The organism is Massilia sp. W12, from assembly GCF_037300705.1.
In the GTDB taxonomy this organism is placed as follows: Bacteria; Pseudomonadota; Gammaproteobacteria; order Burkholderiales; family Burkholderiaceae_D; genus JACPVY01.
In genome coordinates this window covers 1023712-1046189 of record NZ_CP147776.1, presented here as the reverse complement: position 1 = coordinate 1046189, position 22478 = coordinate 1023712, and the positions used below count along the sequence as shown (strand labels likewise).

The 22478-nt window shown below is 57.8% G+C and carries 18 protein-coding genes; 13 read left to right on the top strand and 5 right to left on the bottom strand.

Annotated features, from left to right (window positions below):
* The first annotated feature begins 401 nt into the window (after positions 1-401).
* The 5 genes from V8J88_RS04280 to V8J88_RS04260 all read left to right on the top strand — a co-directional run bounded on the left by V8J88_RS04280 (position 402) and on the right by V8J88_RS04260 (position 7974).
* Positions 402-614, top strand: a complete 213-nt coding sequence (locus V8J88_RS04280; protein ID WP_338848008.1) for a hypothetical protein — start codon at positions 402-404, stop codon at positions 612-614.
* Positions 611-2422, top strand: a complete 1812-nt coding sequence (locus V8J88_RS04275; RefSeq protein ID WP_338848007.1) for a M4 family metallopeptidase — start codon at positions 611-613, stop codon at positions 2420-2422. The genes V8J88_RS04280 and V8J88_RS04275 overlap by 4 nt, the downstream gene beginning before the upstream one ends.
* 246 nt (positions 2423-2668) lie before the next feature.
* Positions 2669-4216: a M20/M25/M40 family metallo-hydrolase gene (locus V8J88_RS04270; protein WP_338848006.1), complete on the top strand. Its 1548-nt coding sequence runs from the start codon at positions 2669-2671 to the stop codon at positions 4214-4216.
* A gap of 292 nt (positions 4217-4508) precedes the next feature.
* Positions 4509-6047 carry a M20/M25/M40 family metallo-hydrolase gene (locus V8J88_RS04265; protein WP_338848005.1) on the top strand — a complete coding sequence of 513 codons (1539 nt, stop codon included), beginning with the start codon at positions 4509-4511 and terminating at the stop codon, positions 6045-6047.
* A gap of 118 nt (positions 6048-6165) precedes the next feature.
* Positions 6166-7974 carry a M4 family metallopeptidase gene (locus tag V8J88_RS04260; RefSeq protein ID WP_338848003.1) on the top strand — a complete coding sequence of 603 codons (1809 nt, stop codon included), beginning with the start codon at positions 6166-6168 and terminating at the stop codon, positions 7972-7974.
* Positions 7975-8039: 65 nt separating this feature from the next.
* On the opposite strand, the gene V8J88_RS04255 is transcribed toward V8J88_RS04260, so the two are convergent.
* The 3 genes from V8J88_RS04255 to V8J88_RS04245 all read right to left on the bottom strand — a co-directional run bounded on the left by V8J88_RS04255 (position 8040) and on the right by V8J88_RS04245 (position 12371).
* Positions 8040-9242: a PAS domain S-box protein gene (locus V8J88_RS04255; RefSeq protein ID WP_338848002.1), complete on the bottom strand. Its 1203-nt coding sequence runs from the start codon at positions 9240-9242 to the stop codon at positions 8040-8042.
* Positions 9243-9413: 171 nt separating this feature from the next.
* Positions 9414-10085, bottom strand: a complete 672-nt coding sequence (locus V8J88_RS04250; protein ID WP_338848000.1) for a response regulator — start codon at positions 10083-10085, stop codon at positions 9414-9416.
* Between the two features lie 42 nt (positions 10086-10127).
* On the bottom strand, positions 10128-12371 hold the full coding sequence (locus tag V8J88_RS04245) for an ATP-binding protein (protein WP_338847999.1): 2244 nt from the start codon (positions 12369-12371) through the stop codon (positions 10128-10130).
* A 255-nt stretch (positions 12372-12626) separates the two neighbouring features.
* Between V8J88_RS04245 and V8J88_RS04240 the strand changes: the two genes are divergently transcribed.
* The gene (locus tag V8J88_RS04240) at positions 12627-14045 is read left to right on the top strand and encodes a cytochrome C (protein ID WP_338847997.1); all 1419 of its coding nucleotides are present in this window, start codon (positions 12627-12629) and stop codon (positions 14043-14045) included.
* A gap of 267 nt (positions 14046-14312) precedes the next feature.
* The gene (locus tag V8J88_RS04235; RefSeq protein WP_338847996.1) at positions 14313-15953 is read left to right on the top strand and encodes a tetratricopeptide repeat protein; all 1641 of its coding nucleotides are present in this window, start codon (positions 14313-14315) and stop codon (positions 15951-15953) included.
* Positions 15954-15978: 25 nt separating this feature from the next.
* Here V8J88_RS04235 and V8J88_RS04230 read toward each other — a convergent pair whose 3' ends face one another.
* A complete protein-coding gene (locus tag V8J88_RS04230; RefSeq protein WP_338847995.1) occupies positions 15979-16623 on the bottom strand; it encodes a TerD family protein in 645 nt (214 codons plus the stop codon).
* Between the two features lie 143 nt (positions 16624-16766).
* Between V8J88_RS04230 and V8J88_RS04225 the strand changes: the two genes are divergently transcribed.
* A complete protein-coding gene (locus V8J88_RS04225) occupies positions 16767-17816 on the top strand; it encodes a DUF475 domain-containing protein (RefSeq protein ID WP_338847994.1) in 1050 nt (349 codons plus the stop codon).
* A 39-nt stretch (positions 17817-17855) separates the two neighbouring features.
* On the opposite strand, the gene V8J88_RS04220 is transcribed toward V8J88_RS04225, so the two are convergent.
* The gene (locus tag V8J88_RS04220; protein WP_338847993.1) at positions 17856-18518 is read right to left on the bottom strand and encodes a CPBP family intramembrane glutamic endopeptidase; all 663 of its coding nucleotides are present in this window, start codon (positions 18516-18518) and stop codon (positions 17856-17858) included.
* A 306-nt stretch (positions 18519-18824) separates the two neighbouring features.
* Between V8J88_RS04220 and V8J88_RS04215 the strand changes: the two genes are divergently transcribed.
* The 5 genes from V8J88_RS04215 (at position 18825) to V8J88_RS04195 (ending at position 22437) form a co-directional block, all read left to right on the top strand.
* Positions 18825-19400: a TerD family protein gene (locus tag V8J88_RS04215; RefSeq protein ID WP_338847991.1), complete on the top strand. Its 576-nt coding sequence runs from the start codon at positions 18825-18827 to the stop codon at positions 19398-19400.
* 93 nt (positions 19401-19493) lie between these two features.
* A complete protein-coding gene (locus V8J88_RS04210; RefSeq protein WP_338847989.1) occupies positions 19494-20075 on the top strand; it encodes a TerD family protein in 582 nt (193 codons plus the stop codon).
* Positions 20076-20128: 53 nt separating this feature from the next.
* On the top strand, positions 20129-20527 hold the full coding sequence (locus V8J88_RS04205) for a hypothetical protein (RefSeq protein WP_338847988.1): 399 nt from the start codon (positions 20129-20131) through the stop codon (positions 20525-20527).
* 130 nt (positions 20528-20657) lie between these two features.
* Positions 20658-21380 (top strand): TIGR00266 family protein, encoded by a 723-nt coding sequence (locus V8J88_RS04200; protein WP_338847986.1) that lies wholly within the window; start codon positions 20658-20660, stop codon positions 21378-21380.
* Positions 21381-21426: 46 nt separating this feature from the next.
* A complete protein-coding gene (locus tag V8J88_RS04195; protein WP_338847984.1) occupies positions 21427-22437 on the top strand; it encodes a hypothetical protein in 1011 nt (336 codons plus the stop codon).
* Positions 22438-22478 lie beyond the last annotated feature (41 nt).

Sequence of the window (22478 nt, the reverse complement as noted above, 5' to 3'; positions counted from 1 at the left end):
CAATATTGCGCATTGCAGCATAAGACTTGTTGCATGTGTAAAAAATTTTTTCGAAATTTGAAAAAATCACTTTTCAAACATGTCGGGCTTGTTTATATTATCCCTGCGCTAACGAACAAGGAACAACAAGGCGCCACACAGTGCAAGCCGCCCCTCAAGTGCGGTTCTGCCAGCGACAGACAACGCAGTTTCATTCATTTTCAAATTGCGTTGCCCCGGCTGAGTCAGTCTGCGTAATCCCGGGTTTTTCCGCATGCAACGCTGATACGTTGCACGCTGTAATCGACCGCAATGTCAACTCTGGATTATGTTTTTGCACAAATATTTTGAATCCCCGGTTTTTTACCATGGAATAAACAGCATCAACTTGAACACCTCTATCCAGAGTGATAAAGGCGCGTGTGCAGTTTTACGCGTTTATCCAGGAAGCGGCTGTTTGTTTGATGCGGCAAGAATTTTGGCGCTTTTTAGCACCTGTGCGCCAATACAAACCCATACCGGTCACCTATGTCGTGGCGGGAGGGGAAAGCGGCAGTCGTCAGCACATCCGTCTGGCGGCCGCCAAAGATGAGGAATCATCCTCACAACCTGAAAAGAGAGAGACATCACCATGAAATTCGCACTGCAAAATGTGGTTCGTCCGGCCCTGCTGCCGGTTCTGATTTTCAGCGCCTTCGCAGCCCAAGCTGCTGACCGCGTGGATTTGGAATCCGTTCCGGTGGTTGCCGGCATCGCCGCCAATACCGTACACAGCATCACCGGTCTGAGCGCGGACGAACTCAAACCCCTGCGCAGCGCCACTTTCGCTTCCGGCAAACAAACCACCCGTTTCCAACAGTACTACCAAGGCATCCCGGTCTGGGGTGAAGGCGTGGTCGAAACCCGCGACACCAACGCAGGCATTGCCGCTTCGGCTCCGCAACTGTCCGGCACCATGCTGCGCAATCTGGCGCAAGATCTGCCGTCCACCAAGGCTGCCATGAGCGAAGCTTCTGCTCTGTCCCGCGCAAAAACCCACGCTGGCGTGAATGGCAAAACTGAAAACGAAAGCGCCAAGCTGTTCGTGAAGATGGGCGACAACGGCAAAGCCCAACTGTTCTACCTGGTGTCCTTCCTGTCCCACCAAAATGGCAAACCGAGCCGTCCGACCATGATGGTTGACGCCAACACCGGCGCAGTCATGCAAAAATGGGAAGGTCTGACCCACAAAGATGCAACCGGCCCTGGCGGCAACAGCAAAACCGGCCAATACGAGTACGGCACCAACTACGGTTTCCTGCAAGTGACTGACAACTGCGCAATGGATTCCACCAATGTGATGGCGGTCAATCTGAACCACGGCACCTCCGGTTCCACTCCGTACCAATTCGCTTGCTCGCGCAACACCTTCAAGGCCATCAACGGCGCTTACTCGCCGATCAATGACGCTTACTACTTCGGTCATGTGGTGTTCAACATGTACCAAAGCTGGCTGGGCGTGCGCCCGATCAGCCAAAAGCTGACCATGCGCGTGCACTACAGCAACAGCTATGAAAACGCATTCTGGGACGGTTCCGCCATGACCTTCGGTGACGGTGCTTCCACCTTCTACCCGCTGGTCTCGCTGGACGTGGCTTCGCACGAAGTGTCGCACGGCTTTACCGAACAAAACTCCGGCCTGGTGTATTCCGGCATGTCCGGCGGTATGAATGAAGCGTTCTCCGATATGGCCGGTGAAGCTGCTGAGTACTTCATGAAGGGCAGCAACGACTTCCTGGTCGGCGCTGACATCTTCAAAGCCAGCGGCGCTCTGCGTTACATGAACAACCCGACCCAAGATGGCCGTTCCATTGATCACGCTTCCAAGTACACCAGCGGCCTGGACGTGCACTACTCCAGCGGCGTGTATAACAAGGCCTTCTACCTGCTCGCCACCAAGGCCGGCTGGAATGTGCGCAAGGCGTTTGAAGTCATGGCTGACGCCAACCGTCTGCACTGGAAGTCCAACGAAACGTTCAACAGCGGCGCTTGCGGTGTTGAAAAAGCTGCAGCAGCACGCGGCTACACCGTGGCAGACGTGACTGCAGCCTTCAGCGCAGTCGGCGTGTCCTGCTCCGGCGGCAGCACTGGCGCCACCGCTCTGGTGAATGGCCAAACCGTGACCGGCATCTCGCTGGCGCGCGGCGCAAGCAAGCTGTACTCCCTGGTGGTGCCGGCTGGTAAGACCAGCGTCACCTTCAAGCTGTCCGGCGGCAGCGGCGATGGCGACATCTACATGAAGATGGGTTCTGCTCCGACCACCACTTCTTACACCAAGAAGTCGGATGGTTCGACCAACACCGAAACCATCACCGTGACCAACCCGGCTGCTGGCACCTACTACCTGCTGGTATACGGCTACAGCGCTGTCACCAACACCACGCTGAACGGCACTCACAAGTAATTCTGTGCTGCGGGACGGGGCTGCCCCGTCCCTTCAGATGATGTTCCGGGCGGCAGACGGTTTCGTCTGCCGCCTTTCCGCAAGCTGTAACAGCACAGCGCGCCAGGGTGCGGCGCAGCAAGTCTGTTTCATCAGCACCCGCTCCGGCACGCGATTGCCACGCTTTACCGCAACAAAACACAATACCCGCCCCGCCGCCATGTGCGACGGAGGAATTCAAATACTAGGGATAGAGAGAGACACGACATGGTAAAGAAACTGATTCCGGCTGCAGTCGCAGCCTTGTTGCTGGCGTCCGCCCCCAGTTTTGCAGCAGACAAGCTGCACTGGATCACCTTGGGTGACGCGGCTTATAAACAATTGCAAAAAATGGCGCCGCAAGCCATCGCCAAACACAGCGTGATGGCCGACAACGGCGCGCAAAGTCTGGCCGATGGTGAAAAAGCGCATCTGGTGCAAGTCAGCGAAAAACAAATGTTTGCGCTGTCACATGCTGTGCACCATGAGCTGAAACGCTGCGGCGGCTTTATGTTCCATCCGACCGAAGCCGCTGGCCGCGCCGCGCTGGCCGGCCGCAACAATCTGCTGGCGGTGAAAGCCAGCCGTCCGAGCTATGCGATCACGCAACAAAGCACGGTCAACGCAGTGCTGCCGAATATGCAGGCAAGCAATATTGCGCAAACCATCAATGATCTGTCGAACTTCGTCAACCGCTACTACCAGACCCAGGGCGGGGTGGATGCTTCGGCCTGGTTGATGAATAAATGGAAAACCATCGCCGGCAGCCGCACCGATATCAGCGTGGCGCAATTCACGCACGCCAGCTGGAAGCAAAAATCGGTGATCGTGACCATTAACGGCACGGACAATCCGAATGAAATCGTGGTGCTGGGCGGCCATCTGGATTCGATCAACACCAGCGGCACCACTGAAACCACGCGCGCCCCGGGTGCGGATGATGATGCATCCGGCATCGCCACCATGACCGAAGTGCTGCGCGCGCTGGTCGCGAATGGCTATAAACCGCGCCGCACCATCAAGATGATGGCGTATGCGGCGGAAGAAGTCGGTTTGCGCGGTTCGCAGGAAATCGCCAACAGCTTCGCCAGCAGCAATGCGAATGTGGTCGGCGTGATGCAACTCGATATGACCAACTACAAAGGCGGCGCGAACGATATCTATCTGTTCACCGACTACACTGACGTGCAGCAAACCGCTTTCGTGAAAAACCTGATCACGACCTATCTGCCGGGCGTGACGGTGGGCAGCGATAAGTGCGGCTACGCCTGCTCGGATCATGCCTCCTGGTTTAACAAAGGCTATTTCACGACGATGCCGTTTGAATCGCCGATGAATTCGAGCAATCCTTACATCCACACCGTCAACGATACTTTCGCCAACAGCCGCAATCAGGCTGACCATGCGCTGAAGTTCGCCAAGATGGCGGCGGCTTTCGCAATTGAGCTGGGCAGCCAGGGCGCTGCGCCGCCGTCGGGCGATCGCACTGAGACCTTCAGCGGCTCTTTAGCGCGCGGCGCCTCGAAGTCTTTCGGCCCCTTCAAGCTGGCGGCGAACGGCACGTTTAAAGCCTCGACCACCGGCAGCGGCGATATCGATCTGTATGTGAAGAAAGGCGGCGTGCCGACCACCACCAGCTACAGCTGCAAATCGGATGGTTCGACTTCCACTGAAACCTGCAGCACCACCTCAACCACCAATACCGATGTGTATGTGCTGGTGTATGGGTACACGGCAGGCAATTACAACCTGACTGTGACCTACAAGGCGCAGTAAGCAATTTTACCGGCTGCCTGCCCGCAGCAGCCGGCGGCCCTGTGCACAGGGCCAGTGCAGTGCATTGCCGGTCAGCCGCAAGCTGACCGGCTCTGCTGGAGAGAGTAGTGAGAATGAGAGTTTTACGCGGGCAGCAATGCCCGCGTTTTTTTTCTTTTCCGTCCCCCTTCAGTCACCGCCAAGCCACGCTACCCCCCAGTTTTTACTGTGCCGTGCGCCTGGCGTTTTGCCGGCATCCGCCGGCGCCATCGCCCGCCTGTTTGGGCGGAGAATCCAATTACAAAGGAAATCCATGTTTGTCAAACGTTTGCTCCCCGTTGCACTGGCAGCCGCCTGCCTGACCTCCCCCGCTTTCGCCCAAGAAAAATTGCACTGGATCACGCTGGGCGACGCCGCCTTGCAACAGCTGCAGAAAATCGCGCCTAAACAACAAGTGCGCCGCTCGGCCCAGATCCTGCCGGGGGCCGGCCTTGCCGCTGTCGAAAAAGTGCATCTGACCCAGATCAGCGAAAGCCAGTTGCAGGAATTATCCGATCTGATCCACAAAGATTTGAAGCGCTGCGGCGGTTTCATCCTGCATGACAGCGAAAGCCAGGGGCTGGCCGCTTTGCAAGGCCCGCGCAAAACATTGCTGGCGGCAGGCCGTCCGAGCTATATGGTGGCGCAGCAGGCTGTGGTGAAGCAGGTTCTGCCGGAACTGCAAGCTTCCAATATCGCGCAAACCATCATCGATCTGTCGAATTTCACGAATCGCTATTACCAGACGCAAAGCGGGGTCGCCGCTTCCAACTGGCTGCTGCAAAAATGGCAAACCATGGCCGCTGGCCGCAGCGATATCACGGTGGAACAGTTCAACCACAGCTGGCTGCAAAAATCTGTGATTCTGACCATTAAAGGGACGGATAACGCCAGTGAAGTGGTGGTCATGGGCGCCCATCTGGATTCCATCGTGCAAGGCGGTGTGAATGAAACCACGCGCGCGCCCGGTGCGGATGACGATGCTTCCGGCGTGGCCTCGCTGACTGAAGCGCTGCGCGCCATGCTGGTGAAAAACTATAAGCCGCGCCGCACTATCAAGCTCATGGCGTATGCCGCAGAGGAAGTCGGCTTGCGCGGTTCGCAGGAAATTGCGACCAAATTCGCCAATGAGAATGTGAATGTGGTCGGGGTCTTGCAGTTGGACATGACCAATTACAAGGGCGGCGCCAACGATATCTATCTGTACACCGATTACACCGACAATTTGCAGACCAATTTCCTGGCCAATCTGATCTCGGCCTATCTGCCGGGCATCAAGATCGGCTATGACAAATGCGGCTATGGCTGCTCTGACCATGCATCCTGGTATGCCAAAGGTTATGTCACCTCGATGCCGTTTGAAGCGCCGATGAACAGCTATAACCCGAACATCCACACCGCTAATGACACCTTCGCCAACAGCGGCGGTCAGGCTGAGCATGCATTGAAATTCGCCAAACTGGCGGCTGCGTATGCGGTGGAGTTGGGCAGCCAGGGCGCCACGGCGCCATCCGGCGATCGCACCGAAACCTTTAGCGGTTCGCTGGCGCGCAATGAAACCAAATTCTTCGGCCCCTTCCGCGCACAGGGCGGCAACCAGGTGCGTGTCAGCACCAGCGGCACGGGCGATTTGGATTTGTATGTGCGCAAAGGCGCGCCAGCCAGCATCAGCGTGTATGACTGCAAATCAGATGGCTCAAATTCGACTGAAGCTTGCAACCTGCTCGAAACCTCCCCCACTGATGTGTATGTGATGATCAATGGCTATAGAAGCTCGACCTATACCTTGAATGTCACCTACAAACCGATGTAAGCATTCCGGCTGAGGCCTGCCTCAGCCTTACTCCGCCGCCCGCACGGGCGGCATTTCCCCAGCCCCACACTGCCGCGCTGTATGGCGGCAGCATTTCACCTATCTCACAGGAATCGATATGCAAAAACAACAACGCTGTTTCCGCTTGCGCCACAACACCCTGCTGTGCGCCCTGGCCCTGGGTGCCCTCTCAGCCCATGCCGCACAACGCGTGGATTTGGAGCAAGCCGCTAAAAGTCAGGGTTTGCTCTCCCCTGCCGCCACCGCACATAGTGTGACCGGTCTGCACGCGGAAGAATTGAAGCCCTTGCGCCGCCAGCATTACGCTGCCAGCGGGGTTGAAGTCACGCGCTATCAGCAATACTGGCAAGGCGTGCCGGTATGGGGTGAGGCGGTGGTGGAAAGCCGCAAACAGCAAGGCGCGCCACAATTCTCCGGCGCCATGTTGCGCGATCTGTCCCAGGATATCGGACAAGCCAAGCCGGCGCTGTCCGCTCAAGCGGCGATTGCGCTGGCAAAGCAGCGCGCCGCCATCAGCGCCAGCAGCAATGAGCAGGCCAAGCTGTATGTGCGCTTGGATGCGCAGCAGCGCGCGCAACTGTTTTATCTGGTTTCCATACTCACCCATCAGCATGGCAAAGCCAGCCGCCCGACTATGATGGTAGATGCGATGAGCGGTGAGATTTTCCAGCAATGGGAAGGCTTGGCGCATAAAGATGCGCAAGGGCCGGGCGGCAATGGCAAGACCGGCAAATATGAATACGGTGTCACGTATGGCGCGCTGCAGGTGAGCGATGATTGCAGCATGAGCAATGCCGATGTGAAGACCTTGCATATGCGCAACGGCAGCAGCGATACCCCGGCGCCCTATCAATTCAACTGCCCGCGCAGCGAGGCCGACGCGGTCAATGGCGCGTTTTCGCCCTTGAATGATGCGCACTTCTTTGGCAGTGTGATTCAGAATATGTACAAAGCCTGGGTCGGCGTGACGGCAGTCAATCCGCCGCTGGTGATGAAGGTGCACTATGGCAATAATTATGGCGGCGCATATTGGGATGGCGGCGCGATGGTGTTTGGCGATGGCGACGCCAGTATTTACCCGCTGACCGTGCTGGATGTGGCGGCGCATGAAATTTCACACGGTTTCACTGAACACAATTCGGGCCTGGTGTACTCCGGCATGTCGGGCTCGATCAATGAGGCGTTTTCGGATATGGCAGGGGAAGCGGCGGAATACTATTTGCGCGGCAAAAATGATTTCCTGGTTGGCGCCGAAGTATTGAAAGCGGATGGCGCTATCCGCTATATGGCGGAACCGGGCAAAGATGGGAAATCGCTGGATCATCAGAGCAAATTCAGCAGCACTACGGATGTGCATTACGGCAGCGGCATTTTCAATAAGGCATTTTATCTGCTGGCCACCACGCCGGGCTGGAACACCAAGATGGCGTTTCAGGTGATGGCTGACGCCAACCGCCTGCACTGGACGCAAACCAGCACCTTCAATGCCGCCGCCTGCGGGGTGGAAAAAGCAGCGCAAGCGCGCGGCTGGCAAGTCGCAGCGGTAAAAGCCGCATTCCAGGCCGTCGGCGTCAGTTGCGCCACGCAAACGCAAACTGTGACCTTGATCAATGGACAAAGCGTCAACAGCGGCAGTTTGGCCAGCGCAGCCAGCCGTTTGTACAGTCTGTCCGTGCCAGCAGGCAAAAGCAGTTTGACCTTCAAACTCTCGGGCGGTACGGGAAATGGCAATCTGTATCTGCAACGCGGCAGCGCGCCCAGCGTCACCAGCTATTTGCGCAAATCAGACGGCAGCACGAACACGGAAAGCATCACCATCAGCAGACCGGCTGGCGGCACATGGTATCTGTTGCTGTCGGCCAAGCAGGCGGTGAATAACGCCACCTTGGTGGGCAGTTATAAATAAGCGGGAACAAAAAAAACGGCAGCGCAATCGCTGCCGTTTTTCATGTTGTGCAAATCACAGGCGGTTTAATACTCATTCCCGTATTCATCACGCACCGGCGGTTCTTCTTCGATTCGCTTGGCGATTGCCACCATGATGCGCTCTTCGCCGGTGCGGCGTGCGGCTTGCCAATGGATTTCCACCGGGACTTGTTTATCATCGCGCCGGCGCAATTCACGCCGCTGGAATTGATGGCCCTGTTCGCCAGTGACGATTTCATCAAACACCTGGTCCAGCACATCGCGTGAACCCATGCCCAGCGCCGCAGGCCCCAGGCCCAGCAATTGTCCCCGGCTGTAGCCGACCAGCTCGCAGGCGGTGTCGTTCACATCGACGAAACACATGCTGTTGCGGTCGAGCAGGAAAATTGCGTCGGAAATCACTTCCATGGCGCGGCGGAAACGGCGCAAGCCTTCTTCCGGCCGCATACGCTCGGTGATGTCGATGCCGATGCCGCGATAGCCCATGAAACGGCCTTCATCGTCATACATCGGCTCGCCCGAGGTTTGCAGATATTGATGCGAACCGTCCGGGTTGGTGCGTGAATACACAAAATCGAGGAAGGGCTTGCGCTCGGCCAGCGCCTGCGCCAGGGCGGCGCGCTCTTCGCGGTTCCAGGAAGCATCGTCTTGCGCATCGGGATCGCTCACAATGCCCAGCATTTCCAGCACCGGGCCGGAAACTTTGGTGAAGCGCCCATGCTCATCCTGTTCCCAATACCAGTCGGAAGACAGTTCAGTCAGGCGGCGGAAACGGGCCTCGCTGGCGCGCAACTCTGCAGTGCGCTCCAGCACGCGCTGCTCCAGCATGCGGTTGTAGTTTTCCAGCTTTTTGTACAGCAGCCGCACTTCCAGCATATTGTAGATGCGGGTCTGCACTTCCAGCAGATCGACCGGCTTGCTGACAAAGTCTTTGGCCCCTTCTTTCAGAGCGCGCAACTTGTGCGCCGGTTCGGCGGTGATCACCAGCACCGGCAGATAATCGTCCGGCGCATCCTCTTTCAATGCCTGCATCACTTGGAAGCCATCCATGCCAGGCATCATCAGATCAAGCAAAATCAAATCGTACTGATAGATCTGATGCATGCGCGCAACTTCCTGCGGCGTCATGGTCGAGGAAATATTGGTGTAACCGGCCTTGCGCAACATTTGACGCAGCAAGGTCACATTGGCCGGTTGATCGTCCACAATCAAGATGCTGGCGTTCAATATTTCGCTTGCTTCGAGCATTATTCTTTCCTGTCAATTCCGGGTTCAGGTCACGCTTGGCAGCCCCTGCGCTTTTATTGTACCTGTTTGCAGCCGGCAACAAACAGTCCGGGACCAGGAAAAAAATGCGAAAACCGCAAAATTTCATCTCAATCTTGCCGCATGGATGCATTTACCGCAAAAAGATTAGTGTTACGGCATTTCAAATCGATAACCAACACCATACACAGATTGCAAGCAATCCGTGTCGGGCAGGCGCGCACTGATTTTTTTACGGATATTTTTCACATGGGAATCGACCGCGCGGTCACTCGTGTCACGCTGATCTTCGTGCAACAAGTCCAGCAATTGCATGCGTGAATAGACACGGCCGGGATGCTCAATCATTTCCGCCAGCAAACGGAATTCAACCGGGGTCAGCGGCAGCGCCGCGCCATCGACCAGGATGCGCAAGGCGTCGCGCTCGACTGTGAAGCCCTGCGCCGGCGGCGGCGCGCTCAGCTTGCCGGTGCGGCGCAAATGCGCTTTCACGCGCGCCACCACTTCACGCGGCGAAAATGGTTTGCATACATAGTCGTCAGCGCCCATTTCCAAACCCAGCAAGCGGTCGATTTCATCAATCCGCGCCGTGATCATGATGATCGGCACTTGCGAAAACATGCGCACCCCTTTGCATACTTCCAAGCCGTCCAAGCCCGGCAGCATCAAGTCCAGCAAAACCAGATCAAAGCTTTGCCGCCGCAGCAAGTCAAGCGCGTCCTGGCCGTTTTCAAGGTGCGTCACGCCGTATTCGCTGGCGCGCAAATAATCGATCAGAATTTGCGCGATTTTCACATCATCTTCAACGATCAAGATCTGTTGCATGCCTTCCCTCCCCTGTCTGCAAAAGCCCGGCATGATACCGTATCAAAGCGGGCCTGGCCCGGTATCGCCGTTGCCCACTGCGCGTGCGCGCGGCTGGCCGGCGCTGTCTTCTGGCTGCTTTTGCGACTGCGCTTCCAAAGCTTGCGCCTGCTCAAGCCGCTCGCGTTCGCGCGCCTGCTCCACCATCTGCGGCGGATACACGGCGCGCCCGCCGACCACTTTCAATTCAACCGTTTCCAGCATCAAACCCTGCCCGGCCTCCTGCGCCGCACGCGGGCAGGGCGGCGCGCACAAAGGCAAATGTATGCTCATGCGCACGCCTTGCAAGGGCGATGGGCCAGCCTGGATTTTACCGCCATGCGCCTGCACCAGCGCCTGGCAAATCGATAAGCCCAGACCGCTGCCGCCGCGCGCCCGGCTGCGCGCGCGATCGACCCGGAACAGGCGCTCAAACAAGCGCTCATGCGCGCCGGCCGGCACGCCGGGGGCGGAGTCGTCAATCGTGATGTTGGCCCAGGCCTCGCCGATTTCCACCTGCAACACAATGCGCCCCGGCGCATCGGTGTAGCGCACACTGTTTTCCAGCAAATTGGTGATGACCTGGGTCAAGCGTCCGCTGTCCGCTTTCAGCGGCGCATGCAAGGGCGGCAGTTGCCAGTGCAATTCCAGACCTGCCTTGTTGGCGCGCAGCTGATAGCGCAGCAACACCGGTTCCAGCATTTCAATCAAGTCTGTTTCTTCAAATTGGAAATGCAAATCGCCCACATCGGCCAAGGTGAGTTGATGAATGTCGTCCACCATTTTATTTAAGCGCAGCACTTCAGTATGCAGCGATTCCATGGCTTTTTTGTCGAGCTTGCGAATGCCGTCGAGCAGGGCTTCAATCTCACCGCGCACCACCGTCAGCGGGGTGCGCAATTCATGCGCAATATCGGCCATCATTTGCCGTCTTTGCTGTTCGGCCTGTCCCAATGTTTCGGCCATCTGATTCACATGCTGCGCCAGTTGCGCCAGTTCATCACTGCCCAATAATGGCGCGCGCGCATCAAATTCGCCGCGTGAGATTTTTTCCGTCACTTGGCGCAGGGCCATAATCGGGCGCAAAAAATGCCGCGCCAATGCCAGCGCCAGGAGAATCGCCAACAGCGCCAGCGCCAGCGCCAGCCAGATGGTGTCGCGCATCTGGCCGCGCACGAAATTGAGCGCGCTGGAAGGATCGGCTGCGGCGCCGATCTGATCCAGACGCGCCAGAAAAATCGTGCCGACCTGCTTGCCCTCAACCACAATCGGCATACTGCCGGAGCCGGGAATTGGATCGGGGCCGATCACCTTGCGCCCCTCGGCATCGACGATGCTCAAACGTCCGCCATATCCCAATGGGTCATGCGCAGTTTGGCCCGGCAGCGGGCCGCGCCGCTGCTTGCCATCGCCGCGCGGGCCTTCCGCGCCGGGCGGCGGTAATTCATGCGGCGGCGGATCCGGTGGTGCGCCGCTGTGCGCCAATTGCGGCGGCGGGCCATCCCTTCCTGGCGCGTGCGGCGGCATGCCGCCCCAGTTATCCGGCCCGGCCTGGCCCGGCCCCGGCCAGCCGCGCGGCGCAGCGCGCACGCTTTCCATGATTTTGCGCATTTCCGCACGATTGTGGCGCAGCCATTCAAAATTGCCTTCGCTTTGAAAGCGCGCCATGATGGCGTCGCGCAGCGGGGCCGCTTCACGCAGTTGCATCACATCGGCATCGGCCAGATAAAATGTGCCGACCTGTTTGCCATTCGCCATCAGCGGCATGCTGCCGGCGCCTGGCATGGGATCAGGGCCGATGACTTTCTGGCCCTGTTCATCCAAAATCGTCACCCGCTTCCCCATGCCGGGGCCACTGACCGGCTGCGCGGGTGGCGGCCCCGGCGGGCCATCGGCCAGCTGCGGCGGCGCGCCATCGCGCATGTCAGGCCCGGCGCCGTCACCCGGCGATGCGCCGGCGGCGCCGGATTTGCCGGGGTTGCCGCGCACGGAGTCAAAGATTTTTTTCATCTCCAGCCGGTTGCGCCGCAACCAGTCGAAATTGCCTTCGGTTTTATAACGCTCGGCGATCACATCGCGCACCGGGGCGATTTCGCGCAATTGCAAATCGTCCAGATAGTTCAAAAAGCCGCGCTTCAAATTAGAGCTGGTGATCGCCGCCATCGCGCCGACGCACAGCACCACAATCGCCACCACGGCCAGACTGATCTTGCGTGAAATTGTCATGCGCAGCCAGCCGCGCTGCATCTTGCTGTTGGCTGCTTTCATCTTTTCTCCCCTGTGGCCTCAAGCCTGAGCAAATTCTTGCCCCGTCCAAATCATTGTATGCGTGAAAAATGGAGCAAACGTGGATTTCTGCGCGTTTTCAGCCCGCCCCGCCGCATCTGCGCAGGGAATGCGCAGGCTTGCCGGGTTTGACTATGGCGTCCATTGTTCCTCCACATTTGCTGCGCAATCTGCACATATGGCGCAAGCCGCTTGCTTGCAGCACGCCAGAAAACAGATCACTCTGAGGAGCACACAATGAAAAATACAATTTTGCGCCTGTCCGGCCTGGCTTTGCTGCTGTGTCAGGGCGGCGCCAGCGCACAAGTCAGCACGATTTTGCAACCCTTCCCAAACGCTGCCGGCAACGTGCAGACATTTTCCACCACCGGCGCAATTGATCCCGCGAATCCTTTTTTTAAGCCGTTTGGCAATGGCCGTTCCTGCGCTTCCTGCCATCAAGCCAGCCAGGGCATGAGCATCACCCCGGCTGGGGTGCAGAGCCGGTTTGCGCAAACCCAGGGGCTGGATCCGATTTTCCGTTTGATTGACGGGGCCAATTCGCCCAAGGCGGCAGTTGGCACGCTGGAGGAAAAACGCAACGCCTACAGTATGTTGCTCAACCGGGGCGTGATCCGGGTCGGGCTGGCGCTGCCGCGCAATGCCGAATTCAGTATCCTGAAAGTGGAAGATCCCTACAATTTCGCCAGCGCGCAAGAATTGTCGCTGTTCCGCCGCCCGCTGCCCTCCAGCAATCTGCGTATGAATGCCGCGTTTATGTGGGATGGACGCGAAACCCTGCGCGATTCCGCCAGCAATATCTGTATTTTGAACAGTAATCCTTTGCGCTGTTTTGCGCCGCTGGATGTGAATTTGCAACATCAGGCCAATAGCGCGGTGCGCGGTCATGCGGAAGCGGCGCAGGATTTGACCGCCGCCGAGCAAAAGGCGATTGTGGATTTTGAAAAGACATTATTCACCGCGCAAGTCAGTCACGGCACAGCCGGCAGCTTGAATGCGGCGAACGCTTTGGGCGGGCCAACGCTGCTGGCGCTCCAGCCGTTTTATTTTGGCATCAATGATCCGGCGCAAGGCGATTATCAAACCCGCGCCCCATTCAACCGCAATGTGTTCAATTTGTTTGGCGCCTGGCGCGGGCTGGATATTCCGCGCCCGCGTCAAGCGCCGCCGGATGCGCAAGCGCGTGCGCGCGCCTCGATTGCGCGCGGCGAGCAGATTTTCAATAACAAACCCTTTATCGTGACCCGGGTGGGCGGCTTGAATCAAGTGCCGAATACGCCGCAACGCGCCAGCTGCGCCGCCTGCCATAATGCGCCGAATGTCGGCAGCCATTCGACCCCGCGCTTTTTCAACACCGGGGTGGCGGATGGCGCGCGCCGCACGCCGGATATGCCGCTGTACACACTGAAAAACAATCTGACCGGCGAAACTGTGCAAAGCACCGACCCTGGCTTTGCCATGCAAAGCGGACGCTGGCAGGATATTGGCCGCTTCAAAACCCCCACCCTGCGCGCCCTGGCTGCGCGCGCGCCATTCTTCCACGACGGCTCAGCGCGCAATCTGGAAGAAGTGGTGCAGTTTTATGAGCGCCGTTTCGCCATCGGTTTCACGCCACAGGAAAGAGCGGATTTGACGGCGTTTTTGTCGGCGCTGTGATCAGGGGCCTGCGCCAATTGCTTGGGTGACCGGGCGGTGTTGGAGGCTGGGTATGCGCTTCGCCTTACCCGGCCTGCGGTTGTGGCTGAATCAGTTTTTTTGGCGGGTGGCGGCTTGCGCTTGGGCCGCTTGGGTTTTTTTGTGGTTTTTTCTGAATTGCAAGCTTTACCAGTGCCTGTTTCACGCCACGGCATGCCGGTTTTTCCCTACAATGGATTGCACCTATCCGGGACGCGCAAAGCGCCCGCCCTTTGTGGAGCAAAAGCAATGGCAAGCAACTATGGCAACCTGACCGTTCTGATCGTTGATCCCAACGTGGGTATGCGCGGAAATCTGCACAATATGCTGAACCAATGCAATATCACCAAGATAGAGTATGCGGTCAGCTCCGGCACAGCTGTCAGGCAATTGCGCAAGAAACCGTATGATGTGATTTTATGCGAATACGATCTGGGCAATGGTCAGGATGGCCAGGACGGTCAGCAATTGCTGGAAGATTTGCGCACCCATAAACTGATCGAGCTGTGGACGATTTTTTTCATGATCACCTCCGAGCGGGTGTACAGCAAGGTGATGGGCGCCGCCGAACTCTCTCCCACTGATTACATTCTCAAACCCTTCACGGTGGATATGCTGATGCAGCGCATTGTGCGCGCATTGGAAAAGCGCGCCGATTTCTTCACCATTTACCAGGCCATGATGCAGGGCAATCTGCGCGAGGCGATCCGGATTTGCGAGCTGGGCCAAAGCAAGATTCCACGCCATGCGCTGGAGTTTGTGCGGCTGCGCGCTGAATTGCTCTTGAATCTGGGCGAGGCTGAGGAGGCGGAAGCAATTTACAGCCAGCTGTGCGAAACCGACCGCCCGCTGCCCTGGGCCACGCTGGGCCTGGCCAAAGCCTGGATTCAACTCGACAAACTCGACGACGCCGAGCGCATTCTGTCGCAATTGGCAGCGCACAATCATAAATTCATCAGCGCTTACGATTTGCTGGCCAAAGTGTATGAAAAAATGGGCAAGCTGCAAGCGACTCAGGAAGTGCTGACGGATGCGGTGTCCAAATCGCCGCATGTGGTGAAACGCCTGCGCCGCCTGGGTGAAGTGGCGATTGACAATAAAGATGCCGAAACCGCCGAGCGCTCTTTAAAGCAAGTGGTGGCGAAAGCCCGCTATTCCGAATTCCGCGACCCGGAAGACCATTTGAAACTGGTGCAGGCGCTGGTGCAAAAAGGCGACGCCACCCAGGCCGCCGGGGTGATCCGGGACTTGGAAAAATCCTTGCGCGGCATCCCCAAAATGGAAGCCTGCCGTTTGATCTCAGTGGCGATGCTGTATGACGCCACCGGCAACCCAAGCAGCGCCGCCGCCGAATTGCAGCGCGCAGTGCAAGTGGCGCGCGATACGCCCGGCTTATCGCAACGCAGCATGGTGACGCTGGCGCAAAATTGCATCGCCAAAAAAATGGATGATGAGGCGACCTCGGTGCTGATGAGTCTGACCGGCAATATGGAAGCCGATTTCACCATGCGCGACGCGATGTCGATTGCGGAACGCTCCGGGCGCCCGGATCTGGCGCAACATCTCAGCCGCCAGCTGGCGCAACAGGTCAAAGATTTGCTGCGTCAGGCGCAGGAAAAAGCCAGCCTGGGCGATATCCGTGGCGCGGTGCAATTGATGCAGGAAGCAGTGCATATGGCGCCGGAAAACGCCGAAGTGCTGTCACAAGCGGCAAATATGACTATGCGGCAACTCGATATGCAAGGCTGGGAACATGCCTTCGGCGAGCAGGCGCGGCAGTATCTGGATCAGATCAAACGGCGCGAACCGAACCATGCGCAATTGGCGGAAATGCTGAAAACCTATCAGGCGGTGCAACGCAAATACGGTATTGGCGCCAATCAGGCTTAAAGCCCGGCGGCTGGCGCAGGCGGGCTTACAAATACGGTTTGAGCAATTCCGAGAAACGGTCAGCCTCATGCGGCTGACCGATGGCGCAAAACTGCCAGTCCGCGCCATCGCGCCGCAATTCGGCAAAGGTCAAGGCGCAGCTGTGCGCCAGCGCCGGCGAGTCGCTCAGATCATAGCGGCACAAACTGCGCTCCTGGCTGTCGAGCACGCGGATATACGCATGGCCGACCTGGGCGAAATTCTGCCGCCTTTGATGCGCCTCATTGATGATCACCAGGAACACGATGCGCTGATAAGCCGCATCCAACGCTGCCAAATCAACCACGATCTGCTCTTCATCGCCATCGCCGCTGCGATTGTCGCCGCTCAGCCAAATCGCCCCGCTGCTGTGACGTCTGACGCGGTGATACACCACATCGCCGCTGGTGCGCACCCCATGCACGGTCTCATGATTGCCCAGATCAGCGATTTTGCCCTGTTGATTGAGCAAAATAGCGACCACATCCAGATCAAAGGCGGTGGATTGCGGTTTGGCGCCGACATGCATTTCCGGGATCTCCGCCGGCAACCGTCCTTCCCGGTTCCAGCCGAGACAAACATGAAAACGGCTTAAATCGTGTTCCGTGCGGGCAAGGCGCAACGCCTCCCCTTGTTTCAAACTGGTCGCCATGGATGGTTCCTGAGTAAATATGCCTGATTCGTCAAGTATTGTAGCGCAAGCGCGCGGCGCGTTTTTTTCAGCACGGCAGTTTCACGCAAAAAGGCTACAATGCCGTTTTGCCCGCACAAGGGCTGTTTTTTTTGGAGAAATGCATGCGGGAATTCCGTTCTTCGTTTGTGGTGACCGGGGTCGCGATTGTGGCCGCCGGATTCTGGGGATATTCGCGTGGCGGCATCGGCGGCGCCGCCAGCGCTGTGCTGCTGGCCTCGATTCTGGCGCTGATGGAAATCTCGCTTTCCTTTGATAATGCGGTGGTGAACGCCGCAGTGTTACAAACCTGGAACGCATTCTGGCAAAAACTCTTTATGACTGTCGGCATGCTGGTGGCGGTGTTCGGCATGCGGCTCCTGTTTCCCTTGCTGATTGTGAGCGTGGTCACCGGCCTGGGTTTGCTGGAGACCTTTCAACTCGCCTTGCAACAGCCGGACACCTATTCCAAACATTTGAGCGCACACCATGCTGAAGTTTCGGCCTTCGGCGCTGCGTTTTTGCTGCTGGTGACATTGCAATTCCTGTTTGATGAAGAAAAAGAAATGCACTGGTTTCCCTGGCTTGAAACGCCGCTGGCGCAATACGGATCGGTCTTGCTGTCCTGGGTGGTGACGCTGGGCGCAGTGTGGCTGGCGAGTCAATTAATGCCGGAAGCAGAACGCGGCGCGGTGCAATTGGCCGGATTCTTCGGCGTGCTCTCGCATGTGGCGGTGCATGGTTTGAGCGTGCTGCTGGAGAAAAACGAAGCCAAGGCAGCCGGCGATGCGGTCAAAGGCGGCTCCATCGGCGGTTTTATGTACCTTGAATTGTTAGACGCCTCGTTTTCTTTCGACGGCGTGATTGGCGCATTCGCCATCACCAATGACATCATCATCATCATGCTGGGGCTGGCGGTCGGCGCCATGTTTGTGCGTTCGATGACGATTTTCCTGGTGCATCGCGGCACGCTGCAGCAATTCGTCTTCCTGGAACATGGCGCGCATTATGCAATTGGCGTGCTGGCGCTGCTGATGTTTGTCAGCGTGCGCTACCATGTGCCGGAATGGATCACCGGCTTATCCGGGGTGGCGTTTATCGGTTTATCGCTGTACTCATCGGTGCTGTACCGCCGCCGCCACCCGCAAGCAGAGCAGGAGCAGCTCAAACATTAAAGCAAGCGCGCCGCCGCCCCGCCGGCGGCGCGTGTTGTTTCAAGTGCGCAAGCCATGCGCAAACAAGACCGCACCGGTCAAATTCACCAGCCAATGCAAGGCGGACACCGCCCACACGCTGTCGCCGCTGGCGCGATACATCGCCGCATAACAGCAACCGGCGATGCCGGCTAAAAAAGCATAGGTCTGGCCGGATGACCAATGCGCCAGACCAAACAAGGCGCCAGTCACCAAAATCTCCAGCACCACGCCCAAGCCGCTTAAATGATCTTGCACAAAGCGGCGGAAAAAGAAATCTTCCGCCAGCACCGAAAACAGATTATTCAACGCAAACCAGAGTAAGGCCGCAGAAACCGCCGGCTGCCAATGCAACAGGCCCATTTGCCAGCCCAGCAATGGCAGGCCGGCCAGGCCGGCGCACAACCAGGCCCAGGCTGCTTTGCTCCATTTCACAGGCGAAGGCAGGATCAGCGCCAGCGTGAAAAACACCAGCACTTTGCCCAGATTCAGATTCAGCCCCTCATACTGCCAGCGGCCAACGCCGGGAATGACGCCGAGCGCCAGCGCCAAGCCCAGCAAGCCGCCAAACAAATAGCCTGCCGCACGGGTACTGCCCTGCCCCAGCCGCGCGACCAACACCAGCAGCACAAAAATACAAGAGACAACGATTGGAATGAAAAGAGGATGGCGCAAGACTTCCATGAATTTTCCCGGGATGATAAGTGCGAAGCAGCGGCGCACAGCACAATCACCGGGCCGCCAGCGGCAGCGATTGTGCGGCATGCAGGGACATTGCGCAAGCGCATCCACGCCGGGCGTACGAAAAGTGCAAGATTGGGGGTGGCACGCCAATTTCAAGGGCTGCGTGGATGACGCTTCCTCTTGCCTGAACTTCCGTTTTTCCTGACTGAGTTATTCAATTTATCCCATAAAATCATTTCATCGCATGAGGAAAAAAACTCATTAAGCGAAACAATATTTTTTCTTACTAATTAATGGAGCATCATCATGGCAATCTCTCTGCAAAAAGGCGGCAATGTCAATCTGTCCAAAGAAGCCCCTGGCTTATCCAAGATGGTGATCGGCCTGGGCTGGGATCCGCGCCCGACCGATGGCCAGTCGTTTGACCTGGATGGCAGCGGTTTTCTGTTAAAAGAAGATGGCCGCGTGCGCAGCGATGCGGATTTTATTTTCTACAACAATCTGAAAAGCGCATGCGGCTCGGTCGAGCACAGCGGCGATAACAAAAGCGGCGATGCGGCTGGCGATGATGAGCGCGTGACCTTGAATTTGCAAAATATGCCGCAAGACGTGCATCGCATCAGCTTCGGCGCGACGATTCACGAAGCCGATACGCGCCGGCAAAACTTCGGTATGGTGGGCCGCGCTTACATCCGCTGCGTCGATGGCAACACCAATCAGGAAATTGCACGCTTCGACCTGTCTGAAGACGGCTCGACGGAAACCGCAATGATTTTCGGCGAAGTGTATCGCCACAACGGTGACTGGAAATTCAAGGCCGTGGGTCAAGGTTTCCAAGGCGGCCTGGGTGCGCTGGCGCGTAATTTCGGCGTCAGTGTTTAAGATGCGCCGCATAACAAAACCGCAATTGACGGCAAGCCGGGACGCAGACACCGCCAACACACAATTATTGTCCCAACCAACAAGGAGCTTGTCATGAGTATCAATTTGAGCAAAGGGCAGAAAATCTCCCTTAACAAAGAAGCCGGTTCGTCCCTGTCGAAAGTGGTGATGGGGCTGGGCTGGGATGGCGTGCAATCACGCGGCCTGTTCGGTTTTGGCGGCGGGCGCGCCGAAATCGATCTCGACGCTTCCTGCGTCATGTTTGACGCCGAGCGCAACCCGATCGATACGATCTGGTTCAGACAACTGCAGTCGCGCGACGGCAGCATCCGCCACAGCGGCGATAACCGCACCGGCGAAGGGGACGGCGATGATGAGCAAATCAGCGTCGATCTGGGACGGGTGCCGGGCAATGTGCAAAGCCTGGTGTTTACCGTCAACAGTTTTACCGGACAGAATTTTTCGCAAGTCGAAAACGCCAGCTGCCGTCTGCTGGACGGCGCCAGCCAGCGCGAAATTGCGCGCTACAACCTGTCTGCGCTGGGCGATCACACCGCGCAAATCATGGTCAAACTGTATCGCCATGAAGGCGAATGGAAGCTGCACGCAATCGGCGAACCCGGCTATGGCAGCACTTTCCGCGAACTGACGCCGCATATCAGTCAACATCTGTAAAACATGCTTGCTGTCAGTAAGGCGCGCCGCAAACTGCGGCGCGCAGGGAGAACATGATGTTTGGCAAAATACAGGCGCGCGCGCAAAGTGTGCGCGCGAATTATCGCAAATGGTTGTTAGCCGCTGCGGCTTTGCTGGCAGCAGGCGCCGCCGGCTACACCTGGCTGACTTTAAGCTGGTCGTTTTCTGACGGTGATCGCGCCGGACACTTGCAAAAATTGTCAAAAAAAGGGTGGTTGTGTAAAACCTGGGAAGGTGAATTGCTGCTCAATCCAGTTCCTGGTTCTGCGCCCGAGAAATTTTATTTCACTGTGCCGGATGAAGGGGTGGCGCAGGAATTAAATCGCCAAATCGGCAAACGTATCACCATTCAGTACACGCAGCACAAAGGTGTGCCCAGTTCCTGTTTCGGCGACACCCCGTATTTTGCACGGGCCATACGTAAAGAGTGAAATGCCTGGAAAACACTTCTGAAATAAAGAAGTATTTCGCGTTAATTAATCCGTAAAATCTGATTAAACGCTGCATAAGCACGTCAAGCCAAGCGCCCGGCGGGGGGCGCACTGAAAAAGGAAAATAATCATGCCAGTTTTTACCGTGAATGGTGCAGATGACCCGATGCTGCACGTCGCTTTACGCCAAGGCGAAAGCATTTATTGCGAATCAGATGCCATGGTCACCATGGAATCAACGCTGGATTTGAAAGGCAAGATGAAAGGCGGACTGGGCGGCGCCCTGATGCGCACCTTTGCCAATGGCGAATCGTTCTTCCAGCAAACCATTGAAGCCGTGCGCGGCGACGGCGACTGTCTGCTTGCGCCGACTCTGCCGGGCGCGATGGCGGTGATCGATATCGGCCCGCGTCAATACGTGGTCAGCGACGGCGCTTTTGTCGCCGCCACCCAGAATGTCGAATTGAATGTCAGAACCCAAAATGTCGGTTCCGCGCTGTTTGGCGGGAATGGCGGTTTTTTTGTGATGGAAAGCTCAGGCCAGGGGCAGCTGGTGGTCTCCGGTTTCGGCACTCTGTATCAAGTCGAAGTCACGCCGGGTAAAGACATGATCATCGACAATGCGCATGCGGTCTGCTGGGACAATACCCTGCACTATGAAATCTCTGTCACCACCAATGGCGGCAAACGCGGCGGCCTGTCCGGCCTGTTTGGCAGCATGGTCAACAGCGTGACCAGCGGCGAAGGCATGGTGTTGCGTTTCTCCGGCAGCGGCAAAGTCTGGGTTTGCTCGCGCAACCGCAATGCTTTCGTCGGTTGGCTGGCCAGCCGCATCAGTCCGTCCGGCCAATAAGGCGCGGCAAAATCGGTTAGCATGCTTTTTTTAAAGAATGCATGCGATGCCGATTCCACCCTCTCTGCCCCTGCCCTTGCTGGCGGCGCTCTGCCTGCCGCTGGTGTTGCTTGGCGCCAGCCGCCTGCCGCGCCTGCGCCGCCGCTGGCGCGCGCAACGCACACTGCGCGCCATGCTGCAAGCACAGCAGGGCGCCAGCTGGCCCCTGCAAGTCTGCAGCCTGTCCCATTTATGCAGCCCGGCATGGCTGCAACCCTTCCTGCCGCTGCATGCTCCGGCCTGGCTGTTACGCGAAGCGCAGCAATGGCGTTTGCTGATGCTGACGCCGCGCGGCGATTTGTATCAGGGCTGTGTCGCGCTGGACGGCTTGCAATGGCTGGAAGCCGATGCCGGCCAGCAAAGTTTGCGGCGCCAGGCCTGGATTGCGTTTGATGACGGACGTCAACTGTTTTATCTGAGCGCAGCCGATGACACGCGCCGCCTGTGGCATGCCTTGCAAGCACTGCCGCCGCCGCGCCGCATGCGCGCCTGCCCGCCCGCCCCTGTCGGTGCGCAGGCGCAACGCTGGGCGGCGCTTGGCGGCATGCTGTTTCTGTTCGCGCTTGGCTGCGCCTGGCTCAATCCATATAGCATGCGCGGACAGATTGATTACCGCTGGCTGGATCAAGCCTGCAATCTGGGCGGCATTTTATTGCTGTGGCGCAGCTGGCGCCTGATGGGCGGGACAGGTTTGCATTGGCGCAGCCGCCTCCTGCCCTGTCTGGTATGCGCCCTCGGCCTGACCTTGGCGCTGCGCAATGGCATCGCGCTGCTGGATGTCGCCATCAGCGCGCCCGGCAGCGCACAAGCCTGGCGTTTGCAGCAAGGGGCCTTGAGCACGCCGGCGGCGCCGGGCTTGAGCTGGCGCCTGCCGCCCGCCCGCCGCAGCCCGCATTTGCCGGCACAAGCCGTGCTGGGACTGACCACCTTGCATGGCCGGCTGGGCACCCTGCAAACCGATTACCGCGATGAATTGCAGCAAAAGCTGCGCCAACTGCAAAGTCCGGCTGAGCTGTAATCAAGCGTAAGCGCCTGCAATGGATTACAAGCCCGCTCCTG

Coding starts and splice junctions, on each gene's coding strand:
- V8J88_RS04195 (WP_338847984.1), top strand. CDS start 21,427: ATGCCGATTCCACCCTCTCTGCCCCTGCCCTTGCTGGCGGCGCTCTGC.
- V8J88_RS04220 (WP_338847993.1), bottom strand. CDS start 18,518: ATGGAAGTCTTGCGCCATCCTCTTTTCATTCCAATCGTTGTCTCTTGT.
- V8J88_RS04240 (WP_338847997.1), top strand. CDS start 12,627: ATGAAAAATACAATTTTGCGCCTGTCCGGCCTGGCTTTGCTGCTGTGT.
- V8J88_RS04235 (WP_338847996.1), top strand. CDS start 14,313: ATGGCAAGCAACTATGGCAACCTGACCGTTCTGATCGTTGATCCCAAC.
- V8J88_RS04250 (WP_338848000.1), bottom strand. CDS start 10,085: ATGCAACAGATCTTGATCGTTGAAGATGATGTGAAAATCGCGCAAATT.
- V8J88_RS04265 (WP_338848005.1), top strand. CDS start 4,509: ATGTTTGTCAAACGTTTGCTCCCCGTTGCACTGGCAGCCGCCTGCCTG.
- V8J88_RS04210 (WP_338847989.1), top strand. CDS start 19,494: ATGAGTATCAATTTGAGCAAAGGGCAGAAAATCTCCCTTAACAAAGAA.
- V8J88_RS04205 (WP_338847988.1), top strand. CDS start 20,129: ATGATGTTTGGCAAAATACAGGCGCGCGCGCAAAGTGTGCGCGCGAAT.
- V8J88_RS04215 (WP_338847991.1), top strand. CDS start 18,825: ATGGCAATCTCTCTGCAAAAAGGCGGCAATGTCAATCTGTCCAAAGAA.
- V8J88_RS04260 (WP_338848003.1), top strand. CDS start 6,166: ATGCAAAAACAACAACGCTGTTTCCGCTTGCGCCACAACACCCTGCTG.
- V8J88_RS04225 (WP_338847994.1), top strand. CDS start 16,767: ATGCGGGAATTCCGTTCTTCGTTTGTGGTGACCGGGGTCGCGATTGTG.
- V8J88_RS04255 (WP_338848002.1), bottom strand. CDS start 9,242: ATGCTCGAAGCAAGCGAAATATTGAACGCCAGCATCTTGATTGTGGAC.
- V8J88_RS04275 (WP_338848007.1), top strand. CDS start 611: ATGAAATTCGCACTGCAAAATGTGGTTCGTCCGGCCCTGCTGCCGGTT.
- V8J88_RS04245 (WP_338847999.1), bottom strand. CDS start 12,371: ATGAAAGCAGCCAACAGCAAGATGCAGCGCGGCTGGCTGCGCATGACA.
- V8J88_RS04230 (WP_338847995.1), bottom strand. CDS start 16,623: ATGGCGACCAGTTTGAAACAAGGGGAGGCGTTGCGCCTTGCCCGCACG.
- V8J88_RS04270 (WP_338848006.1), top strand. CDS start 2,669: ATGGTAAAGAAACTGATTCCGGCTGCAGTCGCAGCCTTGTTGCTGGCG.
- V8J88_RS04200 (WP_338847986.1), top strand. CDS start 20,658: ATGCCAGTTTTTACCGTGAATGGTGCAGATGACCCGATGCTGCACGTC.